This window comes from Nocardia sp. XZ_19_385 (assembly GCF_015355755.1).
Lineage (GTDB): Bacteria > Actinomycetota > Actinomycetes > Mycobacteriales > Mycobacteriaceae > Nocardia.
In genome coordinates, this window is record NZ_JACVEE010000001.1 from 662,302 (window position 1) to 689,098 (window position 26,797).

The following is a 26,797-nucleotide window of genomic DNA, read 5'->3' on the forward strand; positions in this document are numbered from 1 at the left end:
TTGTGTGCCAGGGGATCTCGACGATCCCCTGGCCCACAGACGGTCATGGTGGTGCCGACCGGAAAATTGCAGGTGCCCTACCTGGTTAGGCCACAGGAGCAATGCGCACCCGACGGGATTCGAACCCGCGACCTCCTGCTTGGCGATAACCGATCGACTTCGGCCCGTCTCGGAGAACTTTAGGCCGCTATCGCCGCGCGAATCCAGTCATTTAGCTGTCGAACGCGTCGAGCAGCTGCTCGGCGGCCAGCGCGGCGGTCAGCGTGCCCTCGCGGACCTGCTTTTCCACCTGTGCGCGAATGGCTTTCACGTTCGGGTTGTCCGCGAGGCGGCGCAGCAGCTGGTCGTGCACCATGGCCCAAGTCCAGCCGACCTGCTGACGGCGGCGCTTCTCGTCGAACTCGCCGGCGTCGGTGAGGACGCGGCGATGATCCAGGACGGTGTCCCAGAACTTGTCCAGGCCAACGCCTTCCAGGCCACTCATAGTCAGAACCGGTGGGCGCCACAGGGCGTCGTGCGGATGGATCAGGCGCAGCGCGCCGGCCAGTTCACGCGCGGCGGATTTCGCTTCCATCTCGTGCTTGCCGTCGGCCTTGTTGACCGCGACCAGGTCGGCGAGTTCCAGCACACCTTTCTTGATGCCCTGCAACTGATCTCCGGTGCGGGCCAGGGTCAGGAAGCAGAACACGTCGACCATGTTCGCGACCGTGACCTCGGATTGGCCGACGCCGACGGTCTCCACCAGGATCACGTCGTAGCCTGCCGCTTCGAGCAGCACGATGGTCTCGCGGGTCGCTTTGGCGACACCGCCGAGGGTGCCCGCGGTCGGCGAGGGCCGGATATAGGCGTTGCGCTCCACCGAGAGTCGCGCCATCCGGGTCTTGTCGCCGAGGATGGAACCGCCGGTGCGGGTGGAGGACGGATCGACCGCAAGGACGGCGACCCGATGCCCCTTCCCGATCAGGTTCATGCCGAGCGCGTCGATGAAGGTCGACTTGCCGACACCCGGAACACCGGTGATACCAACACGATTCGACACCACGGCGGCCTCGGAGCTGGCCACCTCCGGCGTCAGCTTCAGCAGCAGTTGCTGCGCCTGCTGCCGGTGATCGGCTCGCGTCGACTCGACCAGGGTGATGGCACGCGCCAAGGCGGCCCGCTCGTTATTGCGGACCGCCTCGGCCAGTGCGTCTACATCAATGACGCGCTTGTTCATTACGCGCCGTCGCCACCGATCTCGTGCCCCAGCGACGCGCCCAGCTTCTTCAGCAGGTCGATCGCCGCGTCGGCAATCACGGTGCCGGGCGGGAAGATCGCCGCCGCACCAGCCTCGTAGAGCTCGGCGAAGTCATCGGGCGGGATCACGCCGCCGACGATGACCATGATGTCGGGCCGCCCGGCCTCGGCCAGCGCCTGCCGCAGGGCGGGCACCAGCGTGAGATGGCCTGCGGCCAGCGACGAAACACCGACGATGTGCACGTCGTTGTCCGCCGCCTGCTGCGCCACCTCTTCGGGGGTCTGGAACAGCGGGCCCACATCGACGTCCATGCCGAGGTCGGCGAAGGCGGTGGCGATCACCTTCTGGCCGCGGTCGTGCCCGTCCTGGCCCATTTTGGCGACCAGGATGCGCGGCCGGCGACCCTCGGCTTCGGCGAACTCCTCGACCAGTTCGATGGCCTTGGTGATGTTGGTGACCTTCCCGGCTTCGTCGCGGTACACACCGGAAAGCGTACGGATCTCGGCCTGGTGCCGGCCGTACACCTTCTCCAGCGCGTCGGAAATCTCGCCGACGGTGGCCTTGGCGCGGGCGGCGTTGATGGCCAGGGCGAGCAGGTTGTTCTCCATGCCGCCTTCCGAAGCGGCTGCGGCCCGGGTCAATTCGCTGAGCGCCCGCTCACAGGCTTCGGAATCGCGCTCGGCGCGCAGCCTTTGCAGCTTCTCGATCTGCTCGGCCCGCACCCGCGAGTTCTCGACCTTGAGGACCTCGACCTGCTGGTCCTCCTCCACCTGGTACTTGTTGACGCCGATCACCGGCTGCTGCCCGGTGTCGATGCGGGCCTGGGTCCGGGCGGCGGCCTCTTCGATGCGCAGCTTCGGAATGCCCTCGCCGATGGCCTGGGCCATACCGCCGTGCGCCTCGACCTCGGCGATGTGCGCACGAGCCCGGTTGGCCAGCTGATGGGTCAGCCATTCCACGTAGTAGGAACCGCCCCACGGGTCGATCGGCCGCGTGGTGTTGGACTCCTGCTGGATCAGCAGCTGGGTGTTGCGGGCGATACGCGCGGAGAAGTCTGTCGGCAGCGCGAGGGCCTCGTCCAGGGCGTTGGTGTGCAGCGACTGGGTGTGCCCCTGGGTCGCGGCCATCGCCTCGATGCAGGTGCGCGCCACGTTGTTGTAGGCGTCCTGGGCGGTCAGCGACCAGCCCGAGGTCTGCGAATGAGTGCGCAGCGACAGCGATTTCGCGTTCTTCGGCTCGAACTTCGCGACCAGCTCGCTCCAGAGCAGCCGTCCCGCCCGGAGTTTCGCGACCTCCATGAAGAAGTTCATGCCGATCGCCCAGAAGAACGACAGCCGCGGCGCGAACTTGTCGACCTCCATGCCCGCGTCGATCCCGGCGCGCAGGTACTCGACACCGTCGGCGAGGGTGTAAGCCAGCTCCAGATCGGCTGTCGCACCGGCTTCCTGGATGTGGTAGCCGGAGATCGAGATGGAGTTGAACTTCGGCATCTTCGCGCTGGTGTAGGCGAAGATGTCGGAGATGATCCGCATCGACGGCTTCGGCGGATAGATGTAGGTGTTGCGGACCATGAACTCTTTCAGAATGTCGTTCTGAATGGTTCCGGCCAGCTGCTCGGGTCCGACGCCCTGTTCCTCGGCGGCCACGACGTAGAGCGCGAGAATCGGCAGCACCGCGCCGTTCATCGTCATCGACACCGAAACCTGGTCCAGCGGAATGTGATCGAAGAGCTGGCGCATGTCCAGGATGGAGTCGATCGCGACACCGGCCATACCGACGTCACCCTGCACGCGCGGGTGGTCGGAGTCGTAGCCACGGTGCGTGGCCAGGTCGAAGGCGACCGAGAGACCCTTCTGTCCGGCCTGCAGGTTGCGGCGGTAGAAGGCATTGGAGTCGGCGGCGGTGGAAAAGCCCGCGTACTGGCGGATGGTCCACGGCTGGTTGACGTACATCGTCGGGTACGGGCCGCGCAGGAACGGGGCGATACCGGGCACGCTGTCGAGCGGATAGCCCTCGGCCGCAACGGCATCCCGGTCGGCCTTGGTGAACACCGGCGGCACGTCGATGCCCTCGGGGGTCGGCCAGGACAGCTGGCTCGGCGTGTAGTGGTTCGCCTCGGCGGCGCCCGCGATGTACGCCTCGACCTGCGCGGCATCCACCGCGGCGGCCTCGGGTGCGTGCTCGTGCAACGGCACCTCGGCGAAATTGCCGATCACATGCTTGATTTCCGACATTGTCATCAGGCTCCTACCTTCTCCAGCAGGCCGGATAGTGCCGCGACCGCATCGATCTTCGCGGCCAGGTATCCGTCGGGACGCTCGGCATCGCTCAGCGCGGCAACGGCTTTCGCCGCACCGGCCAGCAGTACGGTGTCCACACCGGCGGCGCGCAGCTGTGTCGCCGCCGCACCGGCTTCTTCGCCGTAGCGTTTGTCCGCACCGCACAGCACCGCGATCGATGCACCGGATTCCTTTGCGGCCGTGGCGATTCCCTCGACGGTCAGCGGGCCGGGATTGATCGATTCGATACCGCCCGAAGCGAGCAGGTTCGCGATGAACGTGACCCGCACATTGTGTTCGGCGACGCTACCCAGGGGCACCAGCAGCGCCTTCGGACGCGTGCCGTGCTCGGCCAGGTAGGCATCCGAGCGGTTGCGCAGCTCCTCGAACGCGGCCCCGTAACGGGCCACTCGGCCCGGCTCCCGTGCCGCCTCCGAAAGCGGCTTCTCGGCCAGGTTCGGAAACTCGTTGACGCCGGTGACGGCCGTCTTGCGGTGCGCCACATCGGAATCGCGTGCGGCCTTGGTCGCGGCGATGCGCTCGGCGAGCAGACCGGAGTCCAGCGCGGCCAGGTAGCCGCCCGCGGTCTCCAGTTCCTGCATGAATTCCCAGGCCTTGGCGGCGAGGTCGGCGGTGAGGCTCTCCACGTGCCAGGAGCCCGCACCCGGGTCCTGCACGAATCCGAGATGGGATTCCTCGAGCAGCAGCAGCTGGGTGTTGCGAGCCATGCGGTCGGAGAACGACTTCGAGACACCGAGCTCGCCCGGGGGGAGCGCGGAGTCGAACGGCAGCACGGTGACGGTGTCGGCGCCGCCGACGCCCGCGCCGAACGCGGCGAGCGTGGTGCGCAGCAGGTTCACCCAGGGGTCGCGCTGGCTCATCATGGCGGCCGAGGTCACCGCGTGCTGCGGCGCGCCACCGAAGGTCGGCAGACCGCACACCTCGGCGACGCGAGCCCAGAGTTGGCGGCCGGCACGGAACTTCGCGATGGTGGCGAACTGGTCGTCGGTCGCGGCGAAACGGAACTCCAGCTGGCCCAGCGCGGCCGCGGTGCCGTAGCCGGCGGCGGTGAGCTTGCGCAGGTACTCCAGACCGGCGGCGACCGCCGCGCCCAGCTCCTGCGCCTCGGCTGCGCCCGCGTCATGGAAGACGGTGCCGTCCACGGTGATTGCCCGCACCGTCTCCGGTCGCGCGATCGCCTGACCGGCCAGCTGCACGGCTTCGGTCAACTCGACGTCATCGGTTCCGGCGAAGCGGCTGGTCAGCGGGGCAGCGCCGAGCGCCACCTGGATCGCCGAAACATCCGCGGTCTCGTATCCGTCGAGCACCGCGAAAACCTCTGCCGCGGCGGCGGATACCGCACCACCGGCGGCCAAGGTCAACGGCGCGAGCTCGAACAGCAAGCCGGACAAGGCCGTCGGCAACTCGGCCACCGGCACACCGCGCTCGCCGGCGCCCAGCCAGACCGCGCTGAGACCGTTCTCCAGGCCCGCGAGGATCTCCCGGTTCGCCGCGGCCCCGTCACCGGCCACAAACGCACTGACGTACCAGCCCCGGTGCACGTCGCGGGTGGCAGTGCCGCCACGCACGAACGGGAACGCACCCGGCAGCGGCTGCTCGGGCAGCTCGTCCCGGCGGGTGTACAGGGGGGCGATCGTCAGCCCGTCATAGGTGGTCTCTTCGAGCAGCTTTTCCGGCTCATCCGGCAAATCAGCGATCTCGACCCTGCGGGCCTTCGCCAGCACCCCCGCCACACCCTTACGCCACGCGGCATATTCCGGCACCGGATCTGCATTCGGCATAGCTGCCATCCCTCTTCCACTCGACCACGAGCGCACCCGCAGTGCGCACCCGATACCGCCACATTCGCCCAGCTCAGCGAGCACTTTGGTTAACGAGCATTCGTCCCGTCACTCCTGATGCTAGCTGTAGCTCGCACCGCCATTGACCGTGGCCGCCACTACCACCCGGTAACCTGGCGCCGGTGAAGGAGCTGACCGAGGAGGTCGAGCGGGTTGACGCCCCGGTCCGCGCAGGCACTGCGCCGACGTGGCGCGAGATCGCGTTCCGGCTGCTCCGCAACCCGCGCACCATCGTTCTACTCGCTGTAATCGCCGCGGTGTTCGTGGCCGGATCGCTGGTGCCGCTACCCACTCCGGTACAGATCCAGCAGTGGGCGGGTTCGTTCGGTCCATGGTTCCCGCTGCTGTTCTGCGCCATCTACGCCTTCGCGACGGTGGCTCCGCTCCCCCGATCGGTATTCACCGTCAGTTGCGGCGTGCTCTTCGGCGCCGGGCTCGGCCTCGCGGTCGCCTTGGTCGCCACCACCGCGGCGGCGGCAATGGCGCTACTTCTGGTGCGCGCGCTCGACCGTGACCGAGTCGCCGCCCGCCTCACCCATCCCGCCGTCCGCAACATCAACGAGCGCTTGGCCCGCCGCGGCTGGCTCGCCGTCGGCTCCCTGCGAATGATCGCGATCGCCCCGTTCTCCATCGTCAACTACTGCTGCGGATTGTCCGCGATCCGCTTCTGGCCCTACCTGATCGCGTCGGTCCTGGGTTCCGCACCCGGCACCATCGCCACCGTAATCCTGGCCGACTCCCTCACCGGCGGAACGCACCCCGCGATGTACGCCATCACCGCAACCTGTTTCGCGATCGGCATCGCCGGCCTGATCGTCGACGCCCGCTGGCAGCCGACGCCGACCTCGGCGACCGACACGGCCCAGGTCAGCCCGCGCTGAGTCCGAATCGACCGGGAACGGCTCCGCAACATCGGGTTCCGTTCAGTCCACGGCCAGTTCGATCGGGATCGCGAACACGTCGACCATCGCGCCGTTGCGGAGCACCGTCACCGGCATCGATTTGCCGATGGCGTCGCCGAAGAGTTGGCGTTGAATGCCCTGGGCATCACGGACTTCCGAGCGGGCGACGCTGAGGACCAGGTCGCCGCGGCGCAGGCCCGCCTGTTCGGCCGGGCCGCCGCGGACGACCTCCATGATGCGCACGCCCGCACGCTGGCCGGTGCGGGAGGCGACGGTGGCCGGGAGCGGCGCGGGGATGCCGACCAGGCCCAGGTAGGCGCGGCGTACCCGGCCCTCGCTGTGCAGGGTGCCGATGATGCGGCGGGTGGTGACGTTGATCGGAATCGCGAGGCCGACACCGATACCGGCGACGGCGGTGTTGATGCCGACCACTTGTCCGGCCGAATTGGCCAGCGCCCCACCGGAATTGCCCGGGTTGAGGGCGGCGTCGGTCTGGATGACGTCCTCGATGACGCGGCCCGCGCGGCGGGAGGCGACCGGTACCGCCCGGCCCAGCGCGCTGACCACGCCCGCGGTGACCGAACCCGCCAACCCCAGCGGATTGCCCACCGCGACAACCAGTTGCCCGACCACGAGCTTGTCCGCGTCGCCGAGCCGCACCGCGCCGGGTGCGCCACCGCGGGCGCGCAGCACCGCGAGATCGGACAGCGGGTCGATACCGACCACGTCGAACCGCGATTCGACGCCGTCGGCGAAGACCACCTCGCCGCCGGTCGAGGAACCGACGACGTGCGCGTTCGTCAGCAGGAATCCGTCGTCGGTGAACACCACCGCCGATCCGCTTCCCCGCCGCGTCCGCACGCTGGCCACATGCGGTGTCACCGAGCCCGCGACCTCGATCACGGTGCGCGAGTACGCGTCCATCGCAGCGTCGTCCACTTCGACCACCATCCTGCCCACCCGTTGCCGCCACCTTCCAGCATGCCTGCGAACCCAAGGTTGCGCATCGTGTTCGGAAGAGGCACAAGCGAATTCGTGATCTTGAAGGCAGATTTCGAGACTATCCAGCGACTGTCTGAGACGCTATCGTGGAGATACCCAGTACCACGGGTTCCGATACAACGAGGTGTCTCATGAGCAACCCGAGCATGCGTCTCAAAGACCGCGCCGCCGTTTATCCGAAGGCCAGGCGAATACGGTTCACTTTCGGTGAACCACAACCGATGTCGAAGTACTTCGCGGGCGGAGACATGGTGTTCAGCCATTTCATCGCCGGTCTGTCGGCCGGCTTCCCGCCCGGCGAGGAATCGTTCATCCGATCGGTGGTCCGGGTCGCGGGCAAGATCACCGATCCGGAGCTGAAGCGGCGCGCCACCGGTTTCACCGCCCAGGAGGCGACGCACGGACGCGAGCACCGCAAGCTCAACGCGAAACTCGTGGCCCTGGGCTATCCCATCGCCTGGATCGACTCCGCCGGCGTCCAGGATCGGGCGAAACAGCTGGAACAGCTGGTGCCCGCGAGCCTGCACCTGGCCGCGACCGCCGCGGCCGAGCACTACACCACCGTGCTCGCGGTGCGGGTTCTGGACAAGCCCGAGATCCAGGCCCTCGCCGGCGACGCCGAGGTGCGAAACCTATTGAACTGGCACGCCTTGGAGGAGGTCGAGCACAAGTCGGTGGCCTTCGACGTCTACCGCGCGGTCGGTGGCGGCGAGGCCATGCGCATCGTCACCATGGTGGGCCTGCTCGCGTTGACGGTGCCGATCACCGCGGGCGGCCTCACCGCGGCGATCGCACTCGACAACTACGCTCGCCGGCATCCGATCCTGGTAGCCCGGCAGGCGCGAATCCTGTTCACCGGCCCCATCTTCCAGGGCATCGGCCGCGAACTCGCCCGCTATCTGCGGCCCGGATTCCACCCCGACGACTACGACACCACCGAGCTGCTGGAGCAGTGGCAGCGCGAACTGTTCGGCGACGACGGCCAGCTCGTCGACCATCTTCGTTAGGGATTCGGATGAAACTCAACAACATTCACCCCGACCTGGTGGTGGTCACGGGTGCGGGCAGCGGCATCGGCCGGGCCACCGCCCTGCGATTCGCCGATGCCGGTGCGCACGTGATCGTTTCCGATATCGACCTGCCGGCGGCCAAGGAAACCGTGGAGCTGATCCAGGATCGGCACGGCCGCGCCTCGGCCGCCCGATTGGATGTCACCGACGCCGATGCCTGGGAGAGCTTCGCTCGTGAAGTCCGTGCCGCGCACGGGGTTCCGGACGTCCTGGTCAATAATGCGGGCATGGCGGTGTCGGGCGCGTTCGTCGACCTGACACCCGCCGATTGGGAAAAGCAGCTGGCAGTCAACCTTTTCGGTGTCGTGCACGGTTGCCGGGCCTTCGGCCGGCAGATGATCGAGGCCGGAAAGCGCGGCCACATCGTCAATATCGCCTCCGCGGCCGCGTTCACCCCGACGCCGGTGATGTCGGCCTACTCGGTGTCCAAGGCCGGGGTGAAGATGCTCACCGAATGCCTGCGGTTGGAGTTCGGGCCGAAAGGCATTGGGGTGAGCGCGATCTGCCCCGGGCTGATCAACACCAATATCGGTGAGCACGCCGACCTGGTGGGCGTTGATGCGGAGCTGGTAGCCCGAGGCAAAGAATTCACCCGCCGCATCCAGGCTGCCGCCGCGCAATTGCCGTTCGATCCATTGAGCCCGGACCAGGTGGCCCGGGCTGTGCAGCGAGCGGTTCGCTACGACCTCGCCGTCGTGCCGGTGCGGCCCGAGGCCTGGCTGGGCTATTTCCTGCTGCGCATCGCGCCGGGCGTCAATCGCCGTATGACCCAGCCATTTTCGATCGAACTACTGGAGCGTTGGGCCGCTCGAGCACTGCGAACCAGCTGATTGAATGATCACCATGCGGCGGTGCGGGAAAGCCGGCGACAATCCGGCACCACCGCATGGTGATCCAGCCTGCTACCAGCGAATCAGAACAGGGACTGCTGGTCACCGGCGATGAAGAAGCCGTGCCCGCCCTGATCACAGCGAACGCCGGTCGGCAACGAGGTGCAGGCCGTCCCCTTCACGATGATGGTCTCGCCGTAGTTCAGGACCTTGCCGCCGCCCTCCTGGAGCCCGCCGTTGCCGCCGGGGTTCGGCGAAATACCCACGAACACACCCTGATTCAGGCAGATGAACTTGGCGGTGCTGCCCGTCACATACGCCGCCACCTTGCGGGTGGAACTGTTGTCGCAGCCGGGCCGCAACTCCGCCGGGATCACCTTCGCATCCTTCAACTGACAGCCGGTGCCGAAGGTGCTGTCATTGATGAAACCGCACTTGATGTTTCCGCTCGGCGACTGGAAGTGGAACTTGTCCCCGATCTGATAGTCCCGCGCGTCGACTGTCGCGTCGTCCCTGGTGGGCAACGTCGTCGTCACAGGTTCAGCCGGTGCGCTCACCTGCGGCGAGTGGTACCACTCCGAAGTCGGCGAAGCCGACGCCGGGCGCTCCGGCGTCATCGCTTCGCCACCAGGCCCCGCGGTCGAGGTCACCCTGGCCGTACCCGGCGCCGATCCGGCAGTCTCGGTCTCACTCCCACATCCCACCAACCCCACGACAGCTGCCATCGCCGCGACCGCCATACCCAGTGACTTCATGCCGTCTCCTTCTTGTAGCGTCTCGACGAACTGTGCTGTTCATCGATCGGAACAAGAGCGCCGTTACGGCGATGCAGAACCGTAATAACCAGTGTTACAAGGCAATACGGGCCTTCTCACGGCTCCGCAGCCGCCAAAGCAGCGACAGCCTGGCGGAGGTCGCGCGCTTCGTCCTCCCACGCCTGAACCTTCGCCCGCACTCGCTCTTCGGTCGGATCGCCGTCACGGTCGGCATCCCAGACCACGCCCGCATACTGTGGAACCATTTTCAGTACCTCACTCATGTGCGCGAGGCAACGGCTCGCACCGAGGTCGTCGGACAACGGCTGATATGCCTCGAACGCGCGCATCCACCAGCTCAAGGCCTGGGCCGGTTCACCGCGCGCCCAGCACAGGCAGCCCCGGATTTCGTAGGTGTGGGCGAGTCCACCGGGATCGCCGCGTTCGGCGAGCGATTCGGCCAAGCCGAGACGGTCCTCGGCCGCGTCGAAGCGGCTCTGGAAGATATGTGTGATCGCCAAGTTGATCGCGGTGCACACCTCACCGGCCAGATCGGAGCGCGGCAACCGCCACCACACTCTCGTCAATTTTCGCACCACCGAATCGAATCGGGCGGTAGCCCACGGACGCCGCGCACTTTCCCTCAGCTCGTTCAGAGCTTGGTTGTGCAGTTCTCTCGCCCGCCACCCGGAGGACACGGTGAAACGGCTGCGGTACCGCGGCCGTTCGTTGAGCCTGCCCGCACGCATCCACGCCAAGCGCTTCTCGGCGAGCTTTCCGGCCACCCAGCCGTTGGGCGCGGCCACGTAGCTCGGCTGGCCGAGTACGGCGTTCCATACATCCAGCGCGTCCACGAGACGCGCTACAGCTGGAACCGCGTCCCGTGGCACCTTGTCCTCCGCCCGCACAGACTCTTTGACCAGGGCATACAGGTACTTCTGCCGGTACTCGAACCAGCGCCGCGCACCGGCCGCCAGCTCCTGGTGGTTCAGTCCGAGGGCCCACAGGCCGGCCAGGTCCGACCAGTGGTGCAGCAACACCGAGATCGTGACCCGCCAAGCGGGCGAATCCTCGACAACCCCAGGGGGTTCCGGAGGACCTACCGCGTTCGCCAGCCGCACCCGGTCGACACAATATCCCTGACGTCCGCCGAGATGCACGACGTTGGCCTCGGTCAACTTCCGCAGCAGCCGCCCCGCGGCCGCAGGTTCCGTCGAATACCGCTCGCCCGGCGTCTTCATCGAGATCTCCGCCACGCCGGCCACTACCGCCAGCAACGCGGCGGAGTCGTACTCCTCGAAAGGCAGCGCCGCCAAGGCACGGGCGACCTCGCGGTTGGACGCTGACAGCCCGTTGAGGACAGGGCCTGGCCCGGCGTGTGAGCAGCTAGGCGCCAGAGTCGCCATATTCGGGCCGGGTGGGACAAGCTGCTCCAGCAACTCGACTTCCCTTGCCGCACGCCGCTGCTCGCGTCGGCCGCCGATCCACCGATACAGCGCGAACACCGCCGCCACCGCGGCCAGCCCCAGCCAGAGCCCCGACAGCGCGCGACCGACGGTGGCCAGGAAGGAATCCTCGGTGAGCGATTTGACCATCATGTCGCCGAGCAGCTTGGTCACCACACCGGTGCCGATCAGCGAGGCCGCCGCCACCGTGCGCCGCCAGACCGAGGAGCGTGTCAGACCGACCGCGGCCGGTCCGTCGTCGTCGCGCCCGCCGGACTCGGGACTGCTCATCACAGGACCTTGCCGATCAACCCGGGCAGCAGCCACCGACGCCAAGTGATCAGCACCAGCGCGACCGGCGGCACCGACGACAGCAGCGCACCGGCCGCCAATTGCCCGATGTTCTCGCTGAATTGGCGAGCCTCGCCCCAGAGCAACAGCGACCATGGGCTCGCGCCCGCACCGCTGATCATCAGTCCGACCACGAAATCGTTCCAGACCTGCACGAATTCGAGCACGGCCACGGCCACCAGTGCGGGCCCCGCCGCACGTCGCACCCGCTCGCGGATCCGCCCCGGGCTCGCGAGTCCGCGCAGCGTGTCGGCTTGCGGACTGCCTTTCTTCGCCAGGAGCGCGCCCCGCAGAATCAGAATCGAGATCGGCAATCCGGCGGCCACGTGCAGCACGATCAGCGGCACCCGGGTACCGGAGAGCTCATATTTCTCGAGGAACTGATCGAGCGGGCCGAGATAACTCTGCACCGGTAGCACCGCCAGCACCACCACCGCGACCATTGCGGCGCGCATGGCGTGCAGTCGCAGCTTGTGCAGTCGTCGACGGGGCTGATTACCGGCCGTGTCGACATTTTCGGTGTGCTCCCACGCGGCCAACTGGTGCGCTATCGGTACTGAAAGCGCCACCACCATGATGGTCGCCGTCGTCGCCACCACCGCTGTGGTGGCCAGTGACCGCCACAGCGCACCATCACGTATCGCCCGGTCCAGTGCCGCGAAGCTGAACTCGCCGGGGAGGCCGAGGCTCGCCGCCACCAGGGCGATAATGGGAACTAGCGCCAGCGCCGACACCGCCGCGATCGCGATCGTCGACCGCCATTTGGGCTCGTCGCGCACGATCTCGGCCCCCGGTTCCGGTACTGCCGTCAGACTGCGGTGTTGCTCACCGATGTACATCTGCAAGAACCACGCCACACACCCGACCAGCACGACCAGCGGCAGCGAATACGCGGCGGCGACACCGGGTTCGGCCTCGGTCGCCAGCCGCCACCATTGCACGGTGGCGGTGTCCACCTGGTGCTGCATGGACCCGGGCACACCGATCAGCACGATGTCGAAAACCCGGGCGGCGGCGACAGCGACCACCAGGACGACCACCACCAGGACCGGAAACATCGAACGCAGCAACCGCTTACCGGATCCGAAAGCCTCGCTCCAGCCTGGCCATTCGAGGAATTTCGCACACGCCGGGTCCGCTTCCAGCGCGCGGAATCCGGCGCGGAACACCCCGACCGCGAATCCGAGCCAGGTCCACAGGAACGCCGAGCCGAGCATGCAGATGAACAAAGCCTGGTATCCCCAAAGGCTTTCGATCCCGCTGCCGAGCCGTTGGAAGAGCAGCCGGAACGCGACTCCGGAAACCAACGTCGAAACTCCGAACGCCATCAGCAGCGGGAGCCACAACCACCGCATCCGGCGAGTGGGCAAGGCGAGCACCAGACCGAAGAACAGGACCAGCGCTACCCCGCCGACGCCATAGATCAGCGTCCGCAGATACGACCAGAGGCCGATGTCCCGCAGGGCCCAACCGGTGACCAGCAGACCCGACACCACCACCACGAGCAGCGCGGCGGCGAACACCCCGTCGCGCCAGGTCCGCCGCGGCGCAGGCTCGGGCGCATCGGGCGGTGGCGCCTGCCGCCGGAGTACCACGCCCAGCCCTGCCACACCGGCGACGATCAGGGCGCACCCGAGGACCATCGCCGGATTGCTGACCGCCGCCGTCACGACGGTCCAGAGGAACGGTGTGACCAGCAGCCCCACGATCAGCAAGATCGCCGGAATGCGTGCCGCCCACGCGGGCCACTGCCAGGGCGGTCGGCCAGGAACCAGCGGTCCGCGCATGCGGCGGGGCGCGAGTTTCAGGTTGATCCCGTGGACATCCCGCAATTCCAGTGTCTCTGGTTCCCGCGATTCGCTCATCGCTGCCGCTCCAGCTTGTTCAGGGCGGCTATGGCTTTGTCGGTGGCGATCGCCACGGGAGTGGGTCCGCCGTCGCCGACCGCGACCAGGAATTCGGTCAGGATGCGCCACAGCCCGTTTCGACCACCCACGACGCCGATGCGGTCGGACAGTTCGAAAGCGAGGCGCTCGGCGGGGTCGGCCGACGCGGCGCGAGTTGCGAGTGCTTCCGCGCGCGGTTTCAACCACTCCGAATACAACTGCGGCGTCAGCTTGTTCGCGGCCAGGAAGCCGCCGTGTTCTTCGATCCAGGGCAGCGGCGCGCGCGGTGCCGCCAGCCGCGCCACCATGGTCTGCGCTGCTGGGCTCGCGGCGCGGGTCAGCACGATGAGGTCGCCGCCGATGATGTGCGGTCGAGACTTGCCGAGGGCGACCCGGGGGAATTCGGCAATGCCCACCACGCTGTCGGGGCGTCCAGCACGGCGCAGGCTGCGCCGCACAATGGATTCCGCGAAGTCCGGCGCGACGACCAGAACCGCGTTGCGGCGTTCGAACACCTCACGCACGGCGTCCGGGAACTGGCGGGTCAAGCTCGCGCCCACACCGCCCGGGAACGAGTGCTGGTCACCACACAGTGTGCCGAAGTGCTCGAACGCCTCAGGCACGCCGGGCATGCCCCAATCTCGTTCGCCACGGTCCGCGGACGCCAATTGGTCGTAGGCGCCGGGGTTCTCCGACCGCAGAATGTTCTCGAACAGGTCCGTGAGCACCCACCCGTCAGCGCCCGCGAGTGCGAGCAGCCGTCTCGGGGTTCTCGCGAGTGTGTCCATCGCCTCGTCGATCCAATATTCGAACGTCCAGGATTTCGGATCGCCGAGTTGGTACTGCGTGACCGCTTCCCGGTCGTACCAGACCAGGGATTTGTCGGCCACTTTGAACGGCACCCCGTACGACTTCGCGTCATGGGTCAGCAGTGCGCGCCAGTAGTCCGGGTACTCGCCCGCCCACAGCGTCTCGGACACCGATTGCAGTTTGCCGCGTTCGACGAGGTCGTCGATCCGTCCGGCCCGCGGCAGCAGCACGATGTCGGGCGCGGTCTGCCCACCGGCGGAGAACGCCGTCTCGATCTCGTCGCCGAGCGGGATCACCTCCACGGCCTGACTATCGGCCACGTGCGTGAGCACACTCCGGAACGCCGCGAGCTCGGATCCGCTCCACGGCACGGCGATCCGCACCACCCCCGACCGGCCGAGCAGCACTTCCGGAGCGCAGGCGGCAGCCAGCGGCATGATCGCCGCCGCTTGCAGGAGTGCCCGTCTGCTCCCCATACCTCCCCGAATCGCAGCCTCTGCCCAGTATCGCCCACCACGCGCCACGCGCGGGCAAGATCGGCACCACACACTTTCCCCGCCAATAGTTTTCGTGCCGATGAATTTCGGGCCGCCGCCCGGTCCTATTTGGGTGAGACCGGATCGGTCTCAGCGATACCAGGAGGGCCGATGTCGGTACCGGACAACGAACCAACGGGTCAGCGGCGGCTGGCGGACCATCCGACCGTCGTGAAGATGCGAGAGCGGGAACGCGCGGCGCCCGCGCCGGTGCTCGAGGCGGCGCGACTACGAGAGATCTGCCTCGAGGCCGGCGCGGATGACGTGGGTTTCGTCGCGGTCGAGGATCCGAGTGTGGCCGCGGAGCTCGAACACGCGCGCGGAATCCTGCCCAGCGCAACGACTTACATCGCGTTCTGCGTGCGGATGAACCGCGACAACCTGCGGGCGCCACAGCGCAGCCTCGCCAATGCCGAGTTCAATCACGCCGATGACGACACCAACGAGGTGTCGCGGCGGATCACCCGCGCGCTACAGGACGCGGGCTATCGCGCGGTCTACCCCGCGCCCGGATATCCGATGGAGGTCGAGCAGTTTCCCGGCCGGATCTGGGTGCTCGAACACAAGGTGATCGCCCAAGCCGCCGGTCTGGGCGTTATGGGCATACACCGCAACGTAATTCACCCCGAGTTCGGCAACTTCATCCTGCTCGGCACCGTCGTCACCGACGCCGTGATCGACGAGCCCACCGCCGCCCTGGACTACAACCCCTGCCTGGAATGCAAACTCTGTATCTCCGCCTGCCCGGTCGGCGCGATCATGGAGAACAACTTCGACTTCCAGGCCTGCTACACCCACAACTACCGGGAGTTCATGGGCGGCTTCACCGACTGGGCCGAAACCGTCGCCGACAGCGACAGCCGCGCCGACTACAACGAGCGCGTCACCCGCGGCGAATCCTTCTCCATGTGGCAGAGCCTGTCGTTCAAACCGAACTACAAGGCCGGCTACTGCATGGCCGTCTGCCCCGCGGGCGAGGATGTCATCGGCCCATTCCTCGACAGCCGCAAGCAACACCTCGACGACGTGGTCCGGCCCCTCCAGAACAAACCGGAACCCGTCTACGTCCTGGAAGGCTCGGCCGCCGAAGAACACGTCACCAAGCGCTTTCCGAACAAAACCCCCAAACAGGTCGGCAACGGCTTCAGAGACGACGTCAACGCCCTCTTGGACGCCATCGGCCCCCGGCCGCGCCCGCAGCACCCGGCGGACTGACCGTCAGTGCGAGACCAGGTCGCGGGAGTCGGCTAGGCGGGCCGGTTCCGGCAGCCTGGTGTGCATGTCCACGGTCGTGCCGCGCGCGGTGGGCTGGACGTCGACCTGGTCCATGAGGGTGCGCATCAGGTTCAGGCCGCGGCCGCGGCGATTGTCGGGCTGGGTGGCCGGGGTCTTCCAGTGGCCATTGTCACGCACGGTGACGCGGAGGCATCGGGCCTCGGCCGAGACGCGCAGGCGCACGCAGCCGTCCTGGCGGTCGCGGCAGCCGTGTTCGATGGCATTGGCGCAGGCCTCGTCGGTCGCGGCCAGGATGTCGTACACCTGATCGGAGTCGATGGCGCGGTCTGCCAGCCACTGTCGGAGCGCTCGGCGGGCCTCGGCCAGCCGAGTCGGCTCGGCGGGGAAACTCAGGTCCAAGGGCGCTGGTCGGCGGGTATTCGTCATGGGTCACCTCCCTGCTCGAGGTAGATATACCCGAATCCGGCGGCGCCATGCCTCACGTGATGATCTTGAACGAGGGCCCGGAAAAGCTTTGGAGCACTATGGCGGCTAGCGATTAGACCGGACCCGATGGGGTAAGTTCACCGCGGAGTTACGCGTCACAGGAGGTGGACAGTGAGTGCTGAAAGTGCCCCGGGGTCGCTCGAGATCGGATCGCGGACCGAAGCAGCGACAGTGATCGTGGCGGTGCGCGGTGAGATCGATATGGCGTCCGCGCCGCAGCTGGAGGCCGGGCTGAACGAAGTGTTGCGTGCGACTCCGGCGACGGTTGTCCTCGACATGTCCGACGTCGGGTTCCTCGGGTCCGCGGGCCTGAGTGTGCTGCTCGGAGCGTCCCGGTCGTACCCGGACACCGATCTGCGGATCGTCGCGACCGACGCGGCGCGCCGGCCGATGGAGTTGACCGGGCTCGATCAGATGCTGGCGGTATTCGATTCGCTGGCCGACGCCTTGGCGGTGGGCGAGCCCACCGCCAGCTAGCTCAGCGCGGAGGAAGCCGGACGACCTGGACGAAGAAATCGTCGATCTGCTTGATGGCGGCGACGAATTGGTCCAGGTCGACCGGCTTCGTCACGTAAGCGTTGGCGTGCAGACGGTAGCTGCGCAGGATGTCCTCCTCCGCGGCCGAGGTGGTGAGCACCACCACCGGAATATGACTCAGGTCCGGATCGGACTTGATCTTCTCGAGTACCTGCCGCCCGTCGTATCTGGGCAGATTCAGATCGAGCAGGATCAGATCGGGCTGTGGCGCGTCGGCGTGTTCGCCCTGGCGGTAGAGAAAATCCAGGGCCTCCTGGCCGTCGTGCGCGACGTGCAAGGTGTTGCCGATCTTGTTGTCCTCGAACGCTTCCCGGGTCATCAGTTCATCGCCTGGGTCGTCTTCGACCAGCAGGATATCGATCGGGCGACCGGGAACAGTCATGCACTGACTCCTTCGAGGGTGGGGGCGTCGTCGAGGGCGTTCACCGGGTTCAGCGTGAAGCAGAACCGCGTGCCGCCGGTGTATTCGGTGTCGAGTTCGATTGTGCCGCCGTGGAACTCGACGATCTTCTTACACAGTGCCAGACCGATGCCGGTGCCGCTGTACTCGTCGCGGCTGTGCAGGCGCTGGAAGATCACGAAGACCTTGTCGGCGAACTCGGGGGCGATGCCGATGCCGTTGTCGGCGACGCTGAGCTGCCAGCCCCCGGTCTCGGGCGGGCCCGCCGCGCATTCGATGCGGATCACCGGCGCTTCGCCGGGCCGGTGGAACTTGATGGCGTTGCCGATCAGGTTCTGCCACAACATGGTCAGGAGCGTGGGGTCGCCGACGATCTCGGGCAGCTCCTCGGGCAGCTCGATACGCGCCTCGGCGTCCTCGATCACCGTGGCCAGGTTGCTCAGTGCCTTGTCCAGGGTCTGCTCCAGATCGGTGGGCACGTTGCTGTCGTTGACCCGGCCCACGCGGGAGAAGGTGAGCAGGTCGTTGATCAGCACCTGCATGCGTTTGGCGCCGTCGACGGCGTAATCGATGTACTGCTTGCCGCGCTCGTCGAGCTGGTCGCCGTAGCGTTTCTCCAGCAGCTGACAGAACGAGGCGACCTTGCGCAACGGTTCTTGCAGGTCGTGGGAGGCGACATAGGCGAACTGCTCCAGCTCGGCGTTCGAGCGCCGCAGTTCGACGGTTTGCGCGTCCAGATCCGTTGTCTGCTGTGCCAGAACGGCTTCCTGGCTGCGGGAGGCGGCCAGCTCCTCGACGATCCGGCGGCGCATGGCCTCGACCGACTGTGCGACGGTCGCCAGGTCCGCCGGGCCGTGTGCGGTGATGCGATGGTCGAAATCGCCCGCGGCGACGCGGGTGGAGGCGTCTTCCAGATAGTCCAGTGGGCGGGCGACCAAGCGGCGCACCAGGATCAGCATCACGACACCGAGCAGCACGAAACCCGCGACGATCCCGGTCAGCACGAGGTCACGCCGGTGGCGGGACTGCGCGACTTGGTCGCGATCGGCTGCGATCGCGGCGGCCAGACTCGTGTTCTGGGTGTTGAATCCGGCGCGCAGAGTGTCGAACATCGTTTTGCCGCGCACCACGTTCGGCGCGAAGGCCGGGCCTACGGCCGCGGTACCGACCACTAGCTCGGCGTACTCGGTACGCCACTTCGCCGCGGTACTTTCCACGGACTCCAAGTCGGCCAGCAACGCGTCGCGGCCGGTGAGCAGTTCGCGTAGTCGTGCCGCCGAAGCCGCTTCGGCGATTTTGCCCTCGGTGTATGGCAGCAGCAGCTCCCGGTCACCGGCGATGGCGTAGCCGCGCAAGCCGGTCTCCTGGTCGAGCAGCGCGCTCTGCAACCGGTAGGTCTCGGCCGCGGCGGGCAGCGATTGGTTCAGCAGCCGGTCGGTGACGCGGTTGGTCTCCCTGATCATGTGCGCGCCGAGGATCGAACCGACCGCCGCCAGCAGGATCAGCGAGGCGAGCACCACCTGAAACCAGCCTTGCACGGTGAGCCGGCCGGCGCCGCGGGGTCGCTCGGGAGAGGGTGTCATCGGTTTTCGGTGCTCCTTGTGGTCCAGTCCAGATACATGACGGCGAGGTCGTCGTCCCAGCCGTCGCCGCCGCCGGTGGCCAGTTCGACGCGGTCGATGAGCTCGTCGACGAATTCCGCCGGTGCGCGTCCGGCGAGCGTGCGCGCGAGATCGAGCAGTCCGTCTTCGTTGAGCCGCTCGGAACCCGGGCCGACGCGGCCTTCGAACAGCCCGTCGGTGAACAGCACCAATCCGCTGCCGACGGGCAGCGCCAGCTCGTGTGCGGTCCAAACCGCCTGTCCCGGAAGGAATCCGAGCGCAGGTCCGCCCGGCACCTCGAGCCAGTCCACACCTTCGGCGGAGCAGACGAGCAGACCCGGGTGCCCCGCTCGAATGATCCGTACCCGCTGCTGGTCCGGGTACAACACCAATGTGGTCGCGGTCACGAAGGTTTGATCCCCGGTGCGTTCGGCCAGCAGCATCCGCTCCAGCAGTTCCAGCTGCTGGGTGCCGCTGATCCCGCTGAGCACCAGCGTGCGCCAGGCCAGGCGCAACGCCACCCCGGTGGCCGCCTCGTCGGGGCCGTGCCCGGAGACGTCGCCGATCACCGCGTGCACGGTGCCGTCGGGCAACTGCACCACGTCGTAGAAATCGCCGCCGAGCAGCGATTGGGCCCGGCCCGGCCGGTACCGGGCGACCACATCGACCCGGCGCGGGCCGTGCAGCAGCGGTGTCGGCAGCAGGCCGCGTTCCAGACGCGCGTTCTCCCGGGCCCGCATCTGACTGGCCCGCAATTCGGCGGTCGCCCGCTCGGCCTGTTTACGCTGAATCGCGTAGCGCACCGCGCGCCCGAACAATTCGGGCTCTACCCGGCCTTTGATCAAATAGTCCTGCGCACCGGCGGCGACCGCTGCCAGGCCGGTCTGCTCCTGGTCCAAGCCGGTGAGCACCACGATCGCGACCCCGTCGGCGCAGGCCCGGATCCGGGCCAGCCCTTCCAGGCCCTGCGCGTCGGGCAGGTGCAGATCCAGCAGCACACAGTCGGGGGAGCTCTCACCGAGCCGCCGGGCGGCCTCGGCCAGGGAGTGGGCCCACTCCAGGCGCAACCCGGGGCCGACATCGGCCACCAGCTCCTCCACCAGCAGCGCGTCGGCCGGATCGTCCTCTACGAGCAGCAGCGTCGCTTCCCGGTCCCATCCGACGCCGACCGGGCGGTCGAGGTCTCCGCGCTGCGCGCGCCGCTCGTCGAGCATCGGCCAACGGCCCCTTTCCCTCATGCAGGTGGTCCAGATCGAGGCCTGAGCCGAGGGCGGGTATACCCCGGATCGCGCGAAGTATGCATGGGTTATTTCACATCGGTGCGGCTGACCTCAGATCGCATTGTCTCGCACCGCGATCCGGCGGGGCGGACCGGTCTGTCTACTGCCGGGGGTTTTCCGGCGGTTGCCAGGGGCGGCTGTAGTCGGGGCGCTCCGGCTCCTGCGACGGCTTCTTCTCCAGCCGCGGCTGTTCCTCGTGCGGCGGCAGCACCTGCTGATGCGGCGCGGGCTGCGGCGCGAGACCGTAGCCCTCGACCGGTGCGCGGGCCGTGGCCTCCGCATCGCGCACCGCCTTTTCGATGGCAGGGTCGGGCGCGGTGTCGAACCAGTCGGCGACCTCGGAATCGTCCTCGACCTTGGTCTCGGAACCGTCGGATTCCGGTGGCTCGTAACGGAACACGCCGTCCTCGCCCTGGGTGCCGAAGCTCTTGGCGAACCCTTCCAGGGCCTTGCCGAAATCGCTGGGCACCAGCCAGACCTTGTTGGCGTCGCCGCGCGCCACCATCGGCAGCGTCTGCAAGTACTGGTAGGCAAGCAGTTCCGGGGTCGGCTTGCCGGATTTGATTGCGGCGAAGACCTTTTCGATGGCCTTGGCCTGACCTTGGGCCTGCAGGTAGGCGGCGGCGCGTTCACCCTGGGCGCGCAAGATCCGGCTCTGCCGTTCACCCTCGGCCGCCAGAATCGAGGACTGTTTCGCGCCTTCGGCGGACAGGATCTGCGCCTGCTTCGCACCCTCGGCCGTCTTGATCGAGGATTCACGCTGCCCCTCGGCGGTGAGGATCATGGCGCGCTTCTCGCGATCGGCCTTCATCTGTTTTTCCATCGACTCCTGGATCGACGCCGGCGGATCGATGCTCTTGAGCTCCACCCGGGCGACCCGCAGACCCCACCGCCCGGTGGCCTCGTCCAGCACGCCGCGCAACTGGCCGTTGATCTGATCGCGCGAGGTCAGCGTCTGCTCGAGGGTCATCCCGCCGACCACATTGCGCAGCGTGGTCACCGTGAGCTGCTCGACCGCGGCGATGTAGTTGCTGATCTCGTAGACCGCGGCCTGCGGGCTGGTGACCTGGAAATACACCACCGTGTCGATGTGCAGCGTCAGGTTGTCCTCGGTGATCACCGGCTGCGGCTGAAACGACACCACGCGCTCGCGCAGATCGACCTTCGCGCGGATTCGGTCGGCGAAGGGCACCAGGAACGTCAGCTGACCGGACACGGTGCGCTGGTAGCGGCCGAGCCGCTCGATCACGGCGGCCTCGGCCTGCGGCACCAGTGCGATCGATTTGAAGACGATCACCGCGAATAGAAAGACTAGGACGGCGGCAACGATGAGCAATGCCATGTCAGGGCCCCTTCCATACGACGGCGGTGGCGCCGTCGATCTTCCAGACACACACGGTGGTCCCCGGTTCATAGCTCTCGGCTGGGTCCATCGGCCGCGCCGTCCAGGTGTCACCACCCAACTTCACCAGGCCCGCGTGCGCCCCGACCTGCTCCAGCACCAAGGCCTCACGCCCCAGCAGTGCGTCGACATTCGTCGAAATGGGCGGGGGCGCTCCGAACCGGCGCCGCAGGGCCGGACGCAAGCCCAGAAGCAGTAGCAGCGAAAGTACCCCGAAAATGACCGCATCGGCGACAACCGGGGTGTCGGCGGCCGCACTGATACCGGCGGTGCCCAACGCGGCGGCGCCCAGCATCACCAGCACCAGATCGCCGGTGAGCATCTCGGCAGCGACGAGCAAAATCCCGGCTACCAGCCAAACAATTGCAGCCACCCCACCACTCTAGTTCGCGGGGAATGATCACGGGGGCGCACTGGATTGCAAGACAGTATCGCGCACGCAGGACGACCAATCTCATAGCGACTGTGCGGAATCGGCCTCCGGATGGCAGGGAGATCGCGTGACTGCGGCGGCGGATGTTGCGGCGACGGTGCTAACTTCAGCGGGGTGAGCGGACGTGACATCTACGGCGGCGACATCTACGGCGGGCACTCCCGTGCCAAGAAGCGCGTGATACCGACCGTCCCGGCCGAACCCGACCTGGTCGTCGAGGACGCGGCGACCGGATTCTGCGGCGCCGTAGTCGGATTCGACCGCAGCTACGACGGTGAGTTCGTCAAACTCGAGGACGGGCGCGGCGCGGTGCGCCTGTTCGCCATGCGGGAAGCGGCGTTCCTCATCGACGGCGAACCGGTGACACTCGTCAAACCCACCGCGACCGCTTCGAAGCAGCCTGTGCGCTCGGCGTCCGGGTCCACCAGGGTGGAAGGCCTGCGTGCGCGGGTGGCGCGGGGCAGCCGGATCTGGGTCGAGGGCGTGCACGACGCGGCGCTCGTCGAGCGGGTCTGGGGGCACGATCTGCGCGTGGAAGGTGTTGTCGTGGAACACCTCGAGGGTTTGGACAACCTCGCGCAGCGACTCACCGAATTCGAGCCCGGTCCCGGCCAGCGGGTAGGCGTGCTCGTCGACCATCTGGTCACCGGCTCCAAGGAAACCCAGCTGACTACCGGGCTCGGGCGCCACGTCCTGGTCACCGGGCACCCCTTCATCGACGTCTGGCAGGCGGTGCGCCCGGCCGCCGTCGGTATCGAGGCCTGGCCGGTCGTCCCGCGTGGTGAGGACTGGAAAACCGGCATCTGCCGCCGCCTCGGCTGGGGCACCCCGCAGGAGGGCTGGCGCCGGGTCTACAACGCGGTGAATTCGTTCCGGGACTTGGAGTCACCCCTGATCGGTGCTGTGGAACGGCTGATCGACTTCGTCACCGAGCCGGATTAAAGAAGGGGCCAGCTCACGAGGGTTGTAGTGGCGGCGCCCAACAGTAGCGCTGACCCTTTATGCTCGATAATTATGTGCTCTCCAAGTGCCACTCTGACGGTGTGGGCCGGCTCCTGGCTGGCCGGTTCCAGCGCGCCCGACGACGTCCTGGAGGCACTACACGCCTGGGCCCCGCGCCACACCATCGCCGCGGGCGACCCGATCACCGGCGGCCGCACCGACCTGCCGTGGTCGGCGCACGGGAACACCCCCGGCAGCGGAGTCATGGCCCTGCTGAAGGTGATTCGCGAAGCCATGGCCGAACCGGGCTCCCAGCTGCGCCTCGTGCTGCCGGTGCCCGGTGACGTGCGCGGCCTGCCGGTCGGCACCGAATTCGCCGCCGACGCCATCGAGGCCGAGCAGGGTCTGCTGATCGGCGTGCCCGGCAGCGAAGGAACCGGACTGATCCCCTACTTCGAGGACGACAACTCCTTGCAGTGGACCGTCTACACCGCGCCGATGCCGCCCGCCCCGATCGATGAAATGTCGCTCGGCGAAGCCGAATACACGATGCGCGAGGCGGTCCGCGACGCGGCCGACGCCCTCATGAAACTGCACACCACCTCGGTGGGCGGCGATTCCGATTCCGACCCCCGCGAACTCATCGAGGCCGAGCTCGCCGCCTACTCCCGCCACGACTACCCGGAATCGATCCCGTTGCGCGCCAGGCGAATCCTCGACACCGCCGACCACGTCGCCGCGATTCTCACGGTGGCCCAACGCGAACCGGCGTCCTCCCCCACCTCGGCCACCGCGATCAACGCCCAGGAAGACCTGCTGCGACCGCTGTGGAACGCCATCCGCGCAGCCCGTTTGGTAGCGGTTCACGCGGCAGCCCGCGGACGTCAGTAAGCTCTCCCCGTCCCGGCATGCTCAGCCGGGACGACGGAACTGCTTCCCGCGCAGGTGAACTCAGCGCGGCGGATACTGCTGGTACTGCCCCGGCGGCGGATACTGCTGTGGCGCATAGCCGCCCTGCTGCGGGTAGCCCGGTGGCGGATAGCCCTGCTGCGCGTACTGCGGTGGTGGTTGCTGGCCGTACTGCTGCTGCGGGTAGCCCTGCTGCGGGGTCTGCTGGCCATACTGCGGCTGCTGACCGTAGGGCTGCTGCGGCGGGAACTGTTGCTGCGGCGCCTGATACGGCTGCTGGCCGTATTGCTGCTGGCCGAACTGCTGCGGCGGCTGGAACGGCGGCGGCGACGGACGGTTCGACTGCTGCCGCATGATGAAGCGGATCAGGAAGAACAGCGCGACGCCCACGATGATCACCAGGAAAACCCACAGGATCCAGTCGTTGTCGTCGCAATCCTCGTACTCGGGGTTACAGGAGCCGCCGCTGCTGCTACCGCCACCGCCTCGGCGCGCCTCGAAAGTCTCCGTGACCGATGCCAGCTGCAGTGTCTGCACCGCTAGCAGGTTGGCATTAGCCAGGACATCACCGAACAACGATGGGCCTCCCACCTCATGGAATCGGATGAGCTTCGCGCTTGCCTTCGCTTCGCTCGGCATTCGCCCTGAGGTACTGTACTGCAGGCATGGGGATCAGTCATGACCTTGTTTGTGGGGGGCGGGTGATGGCGCAGCAGCCGGGGGCGCAGGGGGTCCCGTTGGTGGTGCAGCCGTAGCCGGGGGCCCCGCCGAGGCGGCGAACCGCGTTGCCGCTCAGGTGTTCCTGGATGAGTTCTACGACCAGCTGTGCGAAGCGTGGGTCGGTGCCGGGGGTGGTGGCGCGGGCGAAGGCCATGTCGAGTTCGGCGGCCTTGTCCTTTGCCTCGTTGTCGAGGTCCCAGATGACCTCGAGGTGGTCGGAGACGAAGCCCACCGGGCAGACTACGACTGCGTCGATGCCCTTGCCGGACAACTCTTCCAGGTGGTCGACGATGTCGGGTTCCAGCCACGGCACCTGGGGTGGGCCGGAGCGGGACTGCCAGACCAGGTCGTAGTCGTCGAATCCGGTTGCGGCGGCGCACAATCGGGCGGCTTCGGCGACTTGGCGGCTGTAGAGGTGACCGCCGTCGGCGAGTGGGCCCGCGGCGATATCGGCGGAGACCGGGATGGAGTGGGCGGTGAACACCAGCCGGGTCCGGTCTCGCCGGTCCGCCGGAATCTGTTGCACCGCAGCGCGAATCGCGTCGGCGAAGGACTCGATCAACAGCGGGTGGTCGAAGTACTGCCGCAGCTTCACCATGTCCGGAGCGCCTTCGCCGAAGGCCGCACGAGCCCGGGCGATGTCCTCCTGGTACTGCAAGCAGCCCGAGTACCCGCCCCACGCCGAGGTCGGGAACACCAGGGCGGAAGCGACACCGTCGGCGGTCATCCGCGCGACGGTGTCCTCCACCATCGGGTGCCAGTTCCGATTGCCGAAGTAGACCGGCAATTCGATTCCGGCTGCAGCCAATTCACGCTCGACCGCGGCGATGATGTCGAGGTTGAGCGCGTTGATCGGGGAGACGCCGCCGAAGTGCAGGTAGTGCTGCGCGACCTCTTCGAGGCGTTCGCGCGGTACTCCCCGGCCCCGGGTGACGTTCTCCAGGAACGGCATTACGTCCTCGGGGCGTTCCGGGCCGCCGAAGGACAGCAGCAGCAGTGCGTCGGCGGCCATGGCTACTACTCCCTAGTTCGCGCCGAAACCGTCGGTGGGCAGCCAGGTGTTGTGCGAGGCGCCGCCGTCGACGTAGATGATCGAGCCGGTGGTGGCGGGCAGCCAATCCGAGAGCACCGCGCAGATGGACTTGCCCACCGCGCGCGGGTCGTCGACATCCCAGCCGATCGGGGACGCGCCGTCCCAGTAGGTGTTGAGCATGTCGAGCTGCTTGGCGTCATCGGTGGCGGTGCCGGCGATGGCCTTGGCGGCGAGGGTCTTGATCGGGCCCGCGGCGATCAGGTTGGAGCGAATCTTCTTGGCCTCGCCCACCTCTCGCGCCACATACCGGTTGACCGACTCGAGCGCGGCCTTGGCCACACCCATCCAGTTGTAGTACGGCATGGCGGTGCGCGGATCGAAATCCATGCCCACGATGGAGCCGCGCTCGTTCATCACCGGCAGCACCGCGCGCGCCAGCGAGGCGTAGGACCACGCGGAGATCTCGAACGACCGCGCCGCATCCGGGCCCGGCGCGTCCAGGAACGACACCGCGTCCGGACCCATCAAGGTCTTGGGCGCGAAGGCGATCGAGTGCAGCACACCGTCGATGCCCTCGGGCGCCAGCTCACGCAGCTTCCCGGCCAGCTCGGCCAGGTTCTCCTCGCTGGTGACATCCAGCGGAATCGCCGGCGGCACCTCCTGCGGCAGGCGCTTGGCGATCCGGTCGATCAGCCGCAGCCGCTCCGGGATACCGGTGATGATCACCTTCGCGCCCTGCTCCTGCGCGACCGCGGCCGCGTGGAAGGCAATGGAGGAATCGGTGATGATGCCGGTGATGAGGACGGTCTTGCCGGCGAGCAGTCCACTCATGGGTTGGTCGGTTCTCCTCGTT

The 26,797-nt window shown here is 67.5% G+C and carries 24 protein-coding genes; 7 read left to right on the top strand and 17 right to left on the bottom strand.

Annotated elements, in window-relative coordinates; translation table 11 throughout:
- Window positions 1-211 precede the first annotated feature (211 nt).
- From meaB to IBX22_RS03000, 3 genes are read right to left on the bottom strand one after another with little or no spacing between them, the layout of a single operon-like run.
- A complete protein-coding gene (gene meaB, locus IBX22_RS02990; protein ID WP_194813839.1) occupies window positions 212-1,216 on the bottom strand; it encodes a methylmalonyl Co-A mutase-associated GTPase MeaB in 1,005 nt (334 codons plus the stop codon).
- Window positions 1,216-3,477, bottom strand: coding sequence for a methylmalonyl-CoA mutase (gene scpA / locus IBX22_RS02995; RefSeq protein WP_194813840.1), 2,262 nt, complete (start codon window positions 3,475-3,477; stop codon window positions 1,216-1,218). Before scpA ends, meaB begins: the two co-directional genes overlap by 1 nt.
- Window positions 3,477-5,318, bottom strand: coding sequence for a methylmalonyl-CoA mutase family protein (locus IBX22_RS03000; protein ID WP_228538151.1), 1,842 nt, complete (start codon window positions 5,316-5,318; stop codon window positions 3,477-3,479). Before IBX22_RS03000 ends, scpA begins: the two co-directional genes overlap by 1 nt.
- Before the next feature lie 182 nt (window positions 5,319-5,500).
- On the opposite strand from IBX22_RS03000, the gene IBX22_RS03005 reads away from it, so the two are divergent.
- Window positions 5,501-6,259: a TVP38/TMEM64 family protein gene (locus IBX22_RS03005; protein WP_375540196.1), complete on the top strand. Its 759-nt coding sequence runs from the start codon at window positions 5,501-5,503 to the stop codon at window positions 6,257-6,259.
- Between the two features lie 42 nt (window positions 6,260-6,301).
- Here IBX22_RS03005 and IBX22_RS03010 read toward each other — a convergent pair whose 3' ends face one another.
- The gene (locus IBX22_RS03010; RefSeq protein ID WP_194815540.1) at window positions 6,302-7,231 is read right to left on the bottom strand and encodes a S1C family serine protease; all 930 of its coding nucleotides are present in this window, start codon (window positions 7,229-7,231) and stop codon (window positions 6,302-6,304) included.
- 182 nt (window positions 7,232-7,413) lie between these two features.
- Here IBX22_RS03010 and IBX22_RS03015 point away from each other — a divergent pair, with 182 nt between their 5' ends.
- Together IBX22_RS03015 and IBX22_RS03020 are read left to right on the top strand one after the other, a co-directional pair.
- A complete protein-coding gene (locus IBX22_RS03015; RefSeq protein WP_194813842.1) occupies window positions 7,414-8,289 on the top strand; it encodes a metal-dependent hydrolase in 876 nt (291 codons plus the stop codon).
- Between the two features lie 8 nt (window positions 8,290-8,297).
- Entirely contained in the window at window positions 8,298-9,182 is an 885-nt protein-coding gene (locus IBX22_RS03020) for an SDR family NAD(P)-dependent oxidoreductase (RefSeq protein WP_194813843.1), read from the top strand.
- Between the two features lie 83 nt (window positions 9,183-9,265).
- Here IBX22_RS03020 and IBX22_RS03025 read toward each other — a convergent pair whose 3' ends face one another.
- The 4 genes from IBX22_RS03025 to IBX22_RS03040 all read right to left on the bottom strand — a co-directional run bounded on the left by IBX22_RS03025 (window position 9,266) and on the right by IBX22_RS03040 (window position 14,905).
- A complete protein-coding gene (locus IBX22_RS03025; protein WP_228538152.1) occupies window positions 9,266-9,937 on the bottom strand; it encodes a hypothetical protein in 672 nt (223 codons plus the stop codon).
- 116 nt (window positions 9,938-10,053) lie between these two features.
- A complete protein-coding gene (locus tag IBX22_RS03030; RefSeq protein WP_194813844.1) occupies window positions 10,054-11,673 on the bottom strand; it encodes a tetratricopeptide repeat protein in 1,620 nt (539 codons plus the stop codon).
- Window positions 11,673-13,598: a hypothetical protein gene (locus IBX22_RS03035; RefSeq protein ID WP_194813845.1), complete on the bottom strand. Its 1,926-nt coding sequence runs from the start codon at window positions 13,596-13,598 to the stop codon at window positions 11,673-11,675. The genes IBX22_RS03030 and IBX22_RS03035 overlap by 1 nt, the downstream gene beginning before the upstream one ends.
- The gene (locus IBX22_RS03040; protein ID WP_194813846.1) at window positions 13,595-14,905 is read right to left on the bottom strand and encodes an ABC transporter substrate-binding protein; all 1,311 of its coding nucleotides are present in this window, start codon (window positions 14,903-14,905) and stop codon (window positions 13,595-13,597) included. The genes IBX22_RS03035 and IBX22_RS03040 overlap by 4 nt, the downstream gene beginning before the upstream one ends.
- Window positions 14,906-15,076: 171 nt before the next feature.
- On the opposite strand from IBX22_RS03040, the gene IBX22_RS03045 reads away from it, so the two are divergent.
- Complete coding sequence (locus IBX22_RS03045; protein WP_228538153.1) at window positions 15,077-16,180, top strand: 4Fe-4S binding protein; 1,104 nt, start codon at window positions 15,077-15,079, stop codon at window positions 16,178-16,180.
- A gap of 3 nt (window positions 16,181-16,183) precedes the next feature.
- Here the strand turns inward: IBX22_RS03045 and IBX22_RS03050 are convergent, their stop codons facing one another.
- On the bottom strand, window positions 16,184-16,627 hold the full coding sequence (locus IBX22_RS03050; RefSeq protein ID WP_194813847.1) for an ATP-binding protein: 444 nt from the start codon (window positions 16,625-16,627) through the stop codon (window positions 16,184-16,186).
- 171 nt (window positions 16,628-16,798) lie between these two features.
- On the opposite strand from IBX22_RS03050, the gene IBX22_RS03055 reads away from it, so the two are divergent.
- Window positions 16,799-17,164, top strand: a complete 366-nt coding sequence (locus IBX22_RS03055) for an STAS domain-containing protein (RefSeq protein WP_194813848.1) — start codon at window positions 16,799-16,801, stop codon at window positions 17,162-17,164.
- 1 nt (window position 17,165) lies between these two features.
- On the opposite strand, the gene IBX22_RS03060 is transcribed toward IBX22_RS03055, so the two are convergent.
- The 5 genes from IBX22_RS03060 to IBX22_RS03080 form a co-directional block, all read right to left on the bottom strand.
- Window positions 17,166-17,606, bottom strand: coding sequence for a response regulator (locus tag IBX22_RS03060; protein WP_194813849.1), 441 nt, complete (start codon window positions 17,604-17,606; stop codon window positions 17,166-17,168).
- Complete coding sequence (locus IBX22_RS03065) at window positions 17,603-19,207, bottom strand: ATP-binding protein (protein WP_194813850.1); 1,605 nt, start codon at window positions 19,205-19,207, stop codon at window positions 17,603-17,605. Before IBX22_RS03065 ends, IBX22_RS03060 begins: the two co-directional genes overlap by 4 nt.
- A complete protein-coding gene (locus IBX22_RS03070; protein WP_194813851.1) occupies window positions 19,204-20,439 on the bottom strand; it encodes a PP2C family protein-serine/threonine phosphatase in 1,236 nt (411 codons plus the stop codon). Before IBX22_RS03070 ends, IBX22_RS03065 begins: the two co-directional genes overlap by 4 nt.
- 166 nt (window positions 20,440-20,605) lie before the next feature.
- Window positions 20,606-21,847, bottom strand: a complete 1,242-nt coding sequence (locus IBX22_RS03075; RefSeq protein ID WP_194813852.1) for an SPFH domain-containing protein — start codon at window positions 21,845-21,847, stop codon at window positions 20,606-20,608.
- Window position 21,848: 1 nt separating this feature from the next.
- Complete coding sequence (locus IBX22_RS03080; protein WP_194813853.1) at window positions 21,849-22,280, bottom strand: NfeD family protein; 432 nt, start codon at window positions 22,278-22,280, stop codon at window positions 21,849-21,851.
- A 174-nt stretch (window positions 22,281-22,454) separates the two neighbouring features.
- On the opposite strand from IBX22_RS03080, the gene IBX22_RS03085 reads away from it, so the two are divergent.
- Both IBX22_RS03085 and IBX22_RS03090 read left to right on the top strand, forming a co-directional pair.
- Entirely contained in the window at window positions 22,455-23,282 is an 828-nt protein-coding gene (locus IBX22_RS03085) for a DUF3097 domain-containing protein (protein WP_194813854.1), read from the top strand.
- A 72-nt stretch (window positions 23,283-23,354) separates the two neighbouring features.
- Window positions 23,355-24,173, top strand: coding sequence for a hypothetical protein (locus tag IBX22_RS03090; protein WP_194813855.1), 819 nt, complete (start codon window positions 23,355-23,357; stop codon window positions 24,171-24,173).
- Between the two features lie 60 nt (window positions 24,174-24,233).
- On the opposite strand, the gene IBX22_RS03095 is transcribed toward IBX22_RS03090, so the two are convergent.
- The 3 genes from IBX22_RS03095 to inhA are packed head-to-tail and all read right to left on the bottom strand — an operon-like array spanning window position 24,234 to window position 26,775.
- Complete coding sequence (locus IBX22_RS03095; protein ID WP_194813856.1) at window positions 24,234-24,830, bottom strand: hypothetical protein; 597 nt, start codon at window positions 24,828-24,830, stop codon at window positions 24,234-24,236.
- A 37-nt stretch (window positions 24,831-24,867) separates the two neighbouring features.
- On the bottom strand, window positions 24,868-25,923 hold the full coding sequence (locus IBX22_RS03100; protein ID WP_194813857.1) for a ferrochelatase: 1,056 nt from the start codon (window positions 25,921-25,923) through the stop codon (window positions 24,868-24,870).
- A gap of 12 nt (window positions 25,924-25,935) precedes the next feature.
- A complete protein-coding gene (gene inhA / locus IBX22_RS03105) occupies window positions 25,936-26,775 on the bottom strand; it encodes an NADH-dependent enoyl-ACP reductase InhA (RefSeq protein WP_194813858.1) in 840 nt (279 codons plus the stop codon).
- Between the last annotated feature and the right edge of the window lie 22 nt (window positions 26,776-26,797).

Excerpts from the sequence above, each read along its gene's own strand:
- IBX22_RS03100 (WP_194813857.1), bottom strand. The coding sequence starts at position 25,923 with ATGGCCGCCGACGCACTGCTGCTGCTGTCCTTCGGCGGCCCGGAACGC.
- inhA (WP_194813858.1), bottom strand. The coding sequence starts at position 26,775 with ATGAGTGGACTGCTCGCCGGCAAGACCGTCCTCATCACCGGCATCATC.
- IBX22_RS03020 (WP_194813843.1), top strand. The coding sequence starts at position 8,298 with ATGAAACTCAACAACATTCACCCCGACCTGGTGGTGGTCACGGGTGCG.
- IBX22_RS03010 (WP_194815540.1), bottom strand. The coding sequence starts at position 7,231 with ATGGTGGTCGAAGTGGACGACGCTGCGATGGACGCGTACTCGCGCACC.
- IBX22_RS03040 (WP_194813846.1), bottom strand. The coding sequence starts at position 14,905 with ATGGGGAGCAGACGGGCACTCCTGCAAGCGGCGGCGATCATGCCGCTG.
- IBX22_RS03050 (WP_194813847.1), bottom strand. The coding sequence starts at position 16,627 with ATGACGAATACCCGCCGACCAGCGCCCTTGGACCTGAGTTTCCCCGCC.
- IBX22_RS03060 (WP_194813849.1), bottom strand. The coding sequence starts at position 17,606 with ATGACTGTTCCCGGTCGCCCGATCGATATCCTGCTGGTCGAAGACGAC.
- IBX22_RS03065 (WP_194813850.1), bottom strand. The coding sequence starts at position 19,207 with ATGACACCCTCTCCCGAGCGACCCCGCGGCGCCGGCCGGCTCACCGTG.
- IBX22_RS03070 (WP_194813851.1), bottom strand. The coding sequence starts at position 20,439 with ATGCTCGACGAGCGGCGCGCGCAGCGCGGAGACCTCGACCGCCCGGTC.
- IBX22_RS03045 (WP_228538153.1), top strand. The coding sequence starts at position 15,077 with ATGTCGGTACCGGACAACGAACCAACGGGTCAGCGGCGGCTGGCGGAC.
- IBX22_RS03090 (WP_194813855.1), top strand. The coding sequence starts at position 23,355 with ATGTGCTCTCCAAGTGCCACTCTGACGGTGTGGGCCGGCTCCTGGCTG.
- IBX22_RS03035 (WP_194813845.1), bottom strand. The coding sequence starts at position 13,598 with ATGAGCGAATCGCGGGAACCAGAGACACTGGAATTGCGGGATGTCCAC.
- meaB (WP_194813839.1), bottom strand. The coding sequence starts at position 1,216 with ATGAACAAGCGCGTCATTGATGTAGACGCACTGGCCGAGGCGGTCCGC.
- scpA (WP_194813840.1), bottom strand. The coding sequence starts at position 3,477 with ATGACAATGTCGGAAATCAAGCATGTGATCGGCAATTTCGCCGAGGTG.
- IBX22_RS03030 (WP_194813844.1), bottom strand. The coding sequence starts at position 11,673 with ATGAGCAGTCCCGAGTCCGGCGGGCGCGACGACGACGGACCGGCCGCG.
- IBX22_RS03015 (WP_194813842.1), top strand. The coding sequence starts at position 7,414 with ATGAGCAACCCGAGCATGCGTCTCAAAGACCGCGCCGCCGTTTATCCG.
- IBX22_RS03025 (WP_228538152.1), bottom strand. The coding sequence starts at position 9,937 with ATGAAGTCACTGGGTATGGCGGTCGCGGCGATGGCAGCTGTCGTGGGG.
- IBX22_RS03095 (WP_194813856.1), bottom strand. The coding sequence starts at position 24,830 with ATGCCGAGCGAAGCGAAGGCAAGCGCGAAGCTCATCCGATTCCATGAG.
- IBX22_RS03075 (WP_194813852.1), bottom strand. The coding sequence starts at position 21,847 with ATGGCATTGCTCATCGTTGCCGCCGTCCTAGTCTTTCTATTCGCGGTG.
- IBX22_RS03000 (WP_228538151.1), bottom strand. The coding sequence starts at position 5,318 with ATGCCGAATGCAGATCCGGTGCCGGAATATGCCGCGTGGCGTAAGGGT.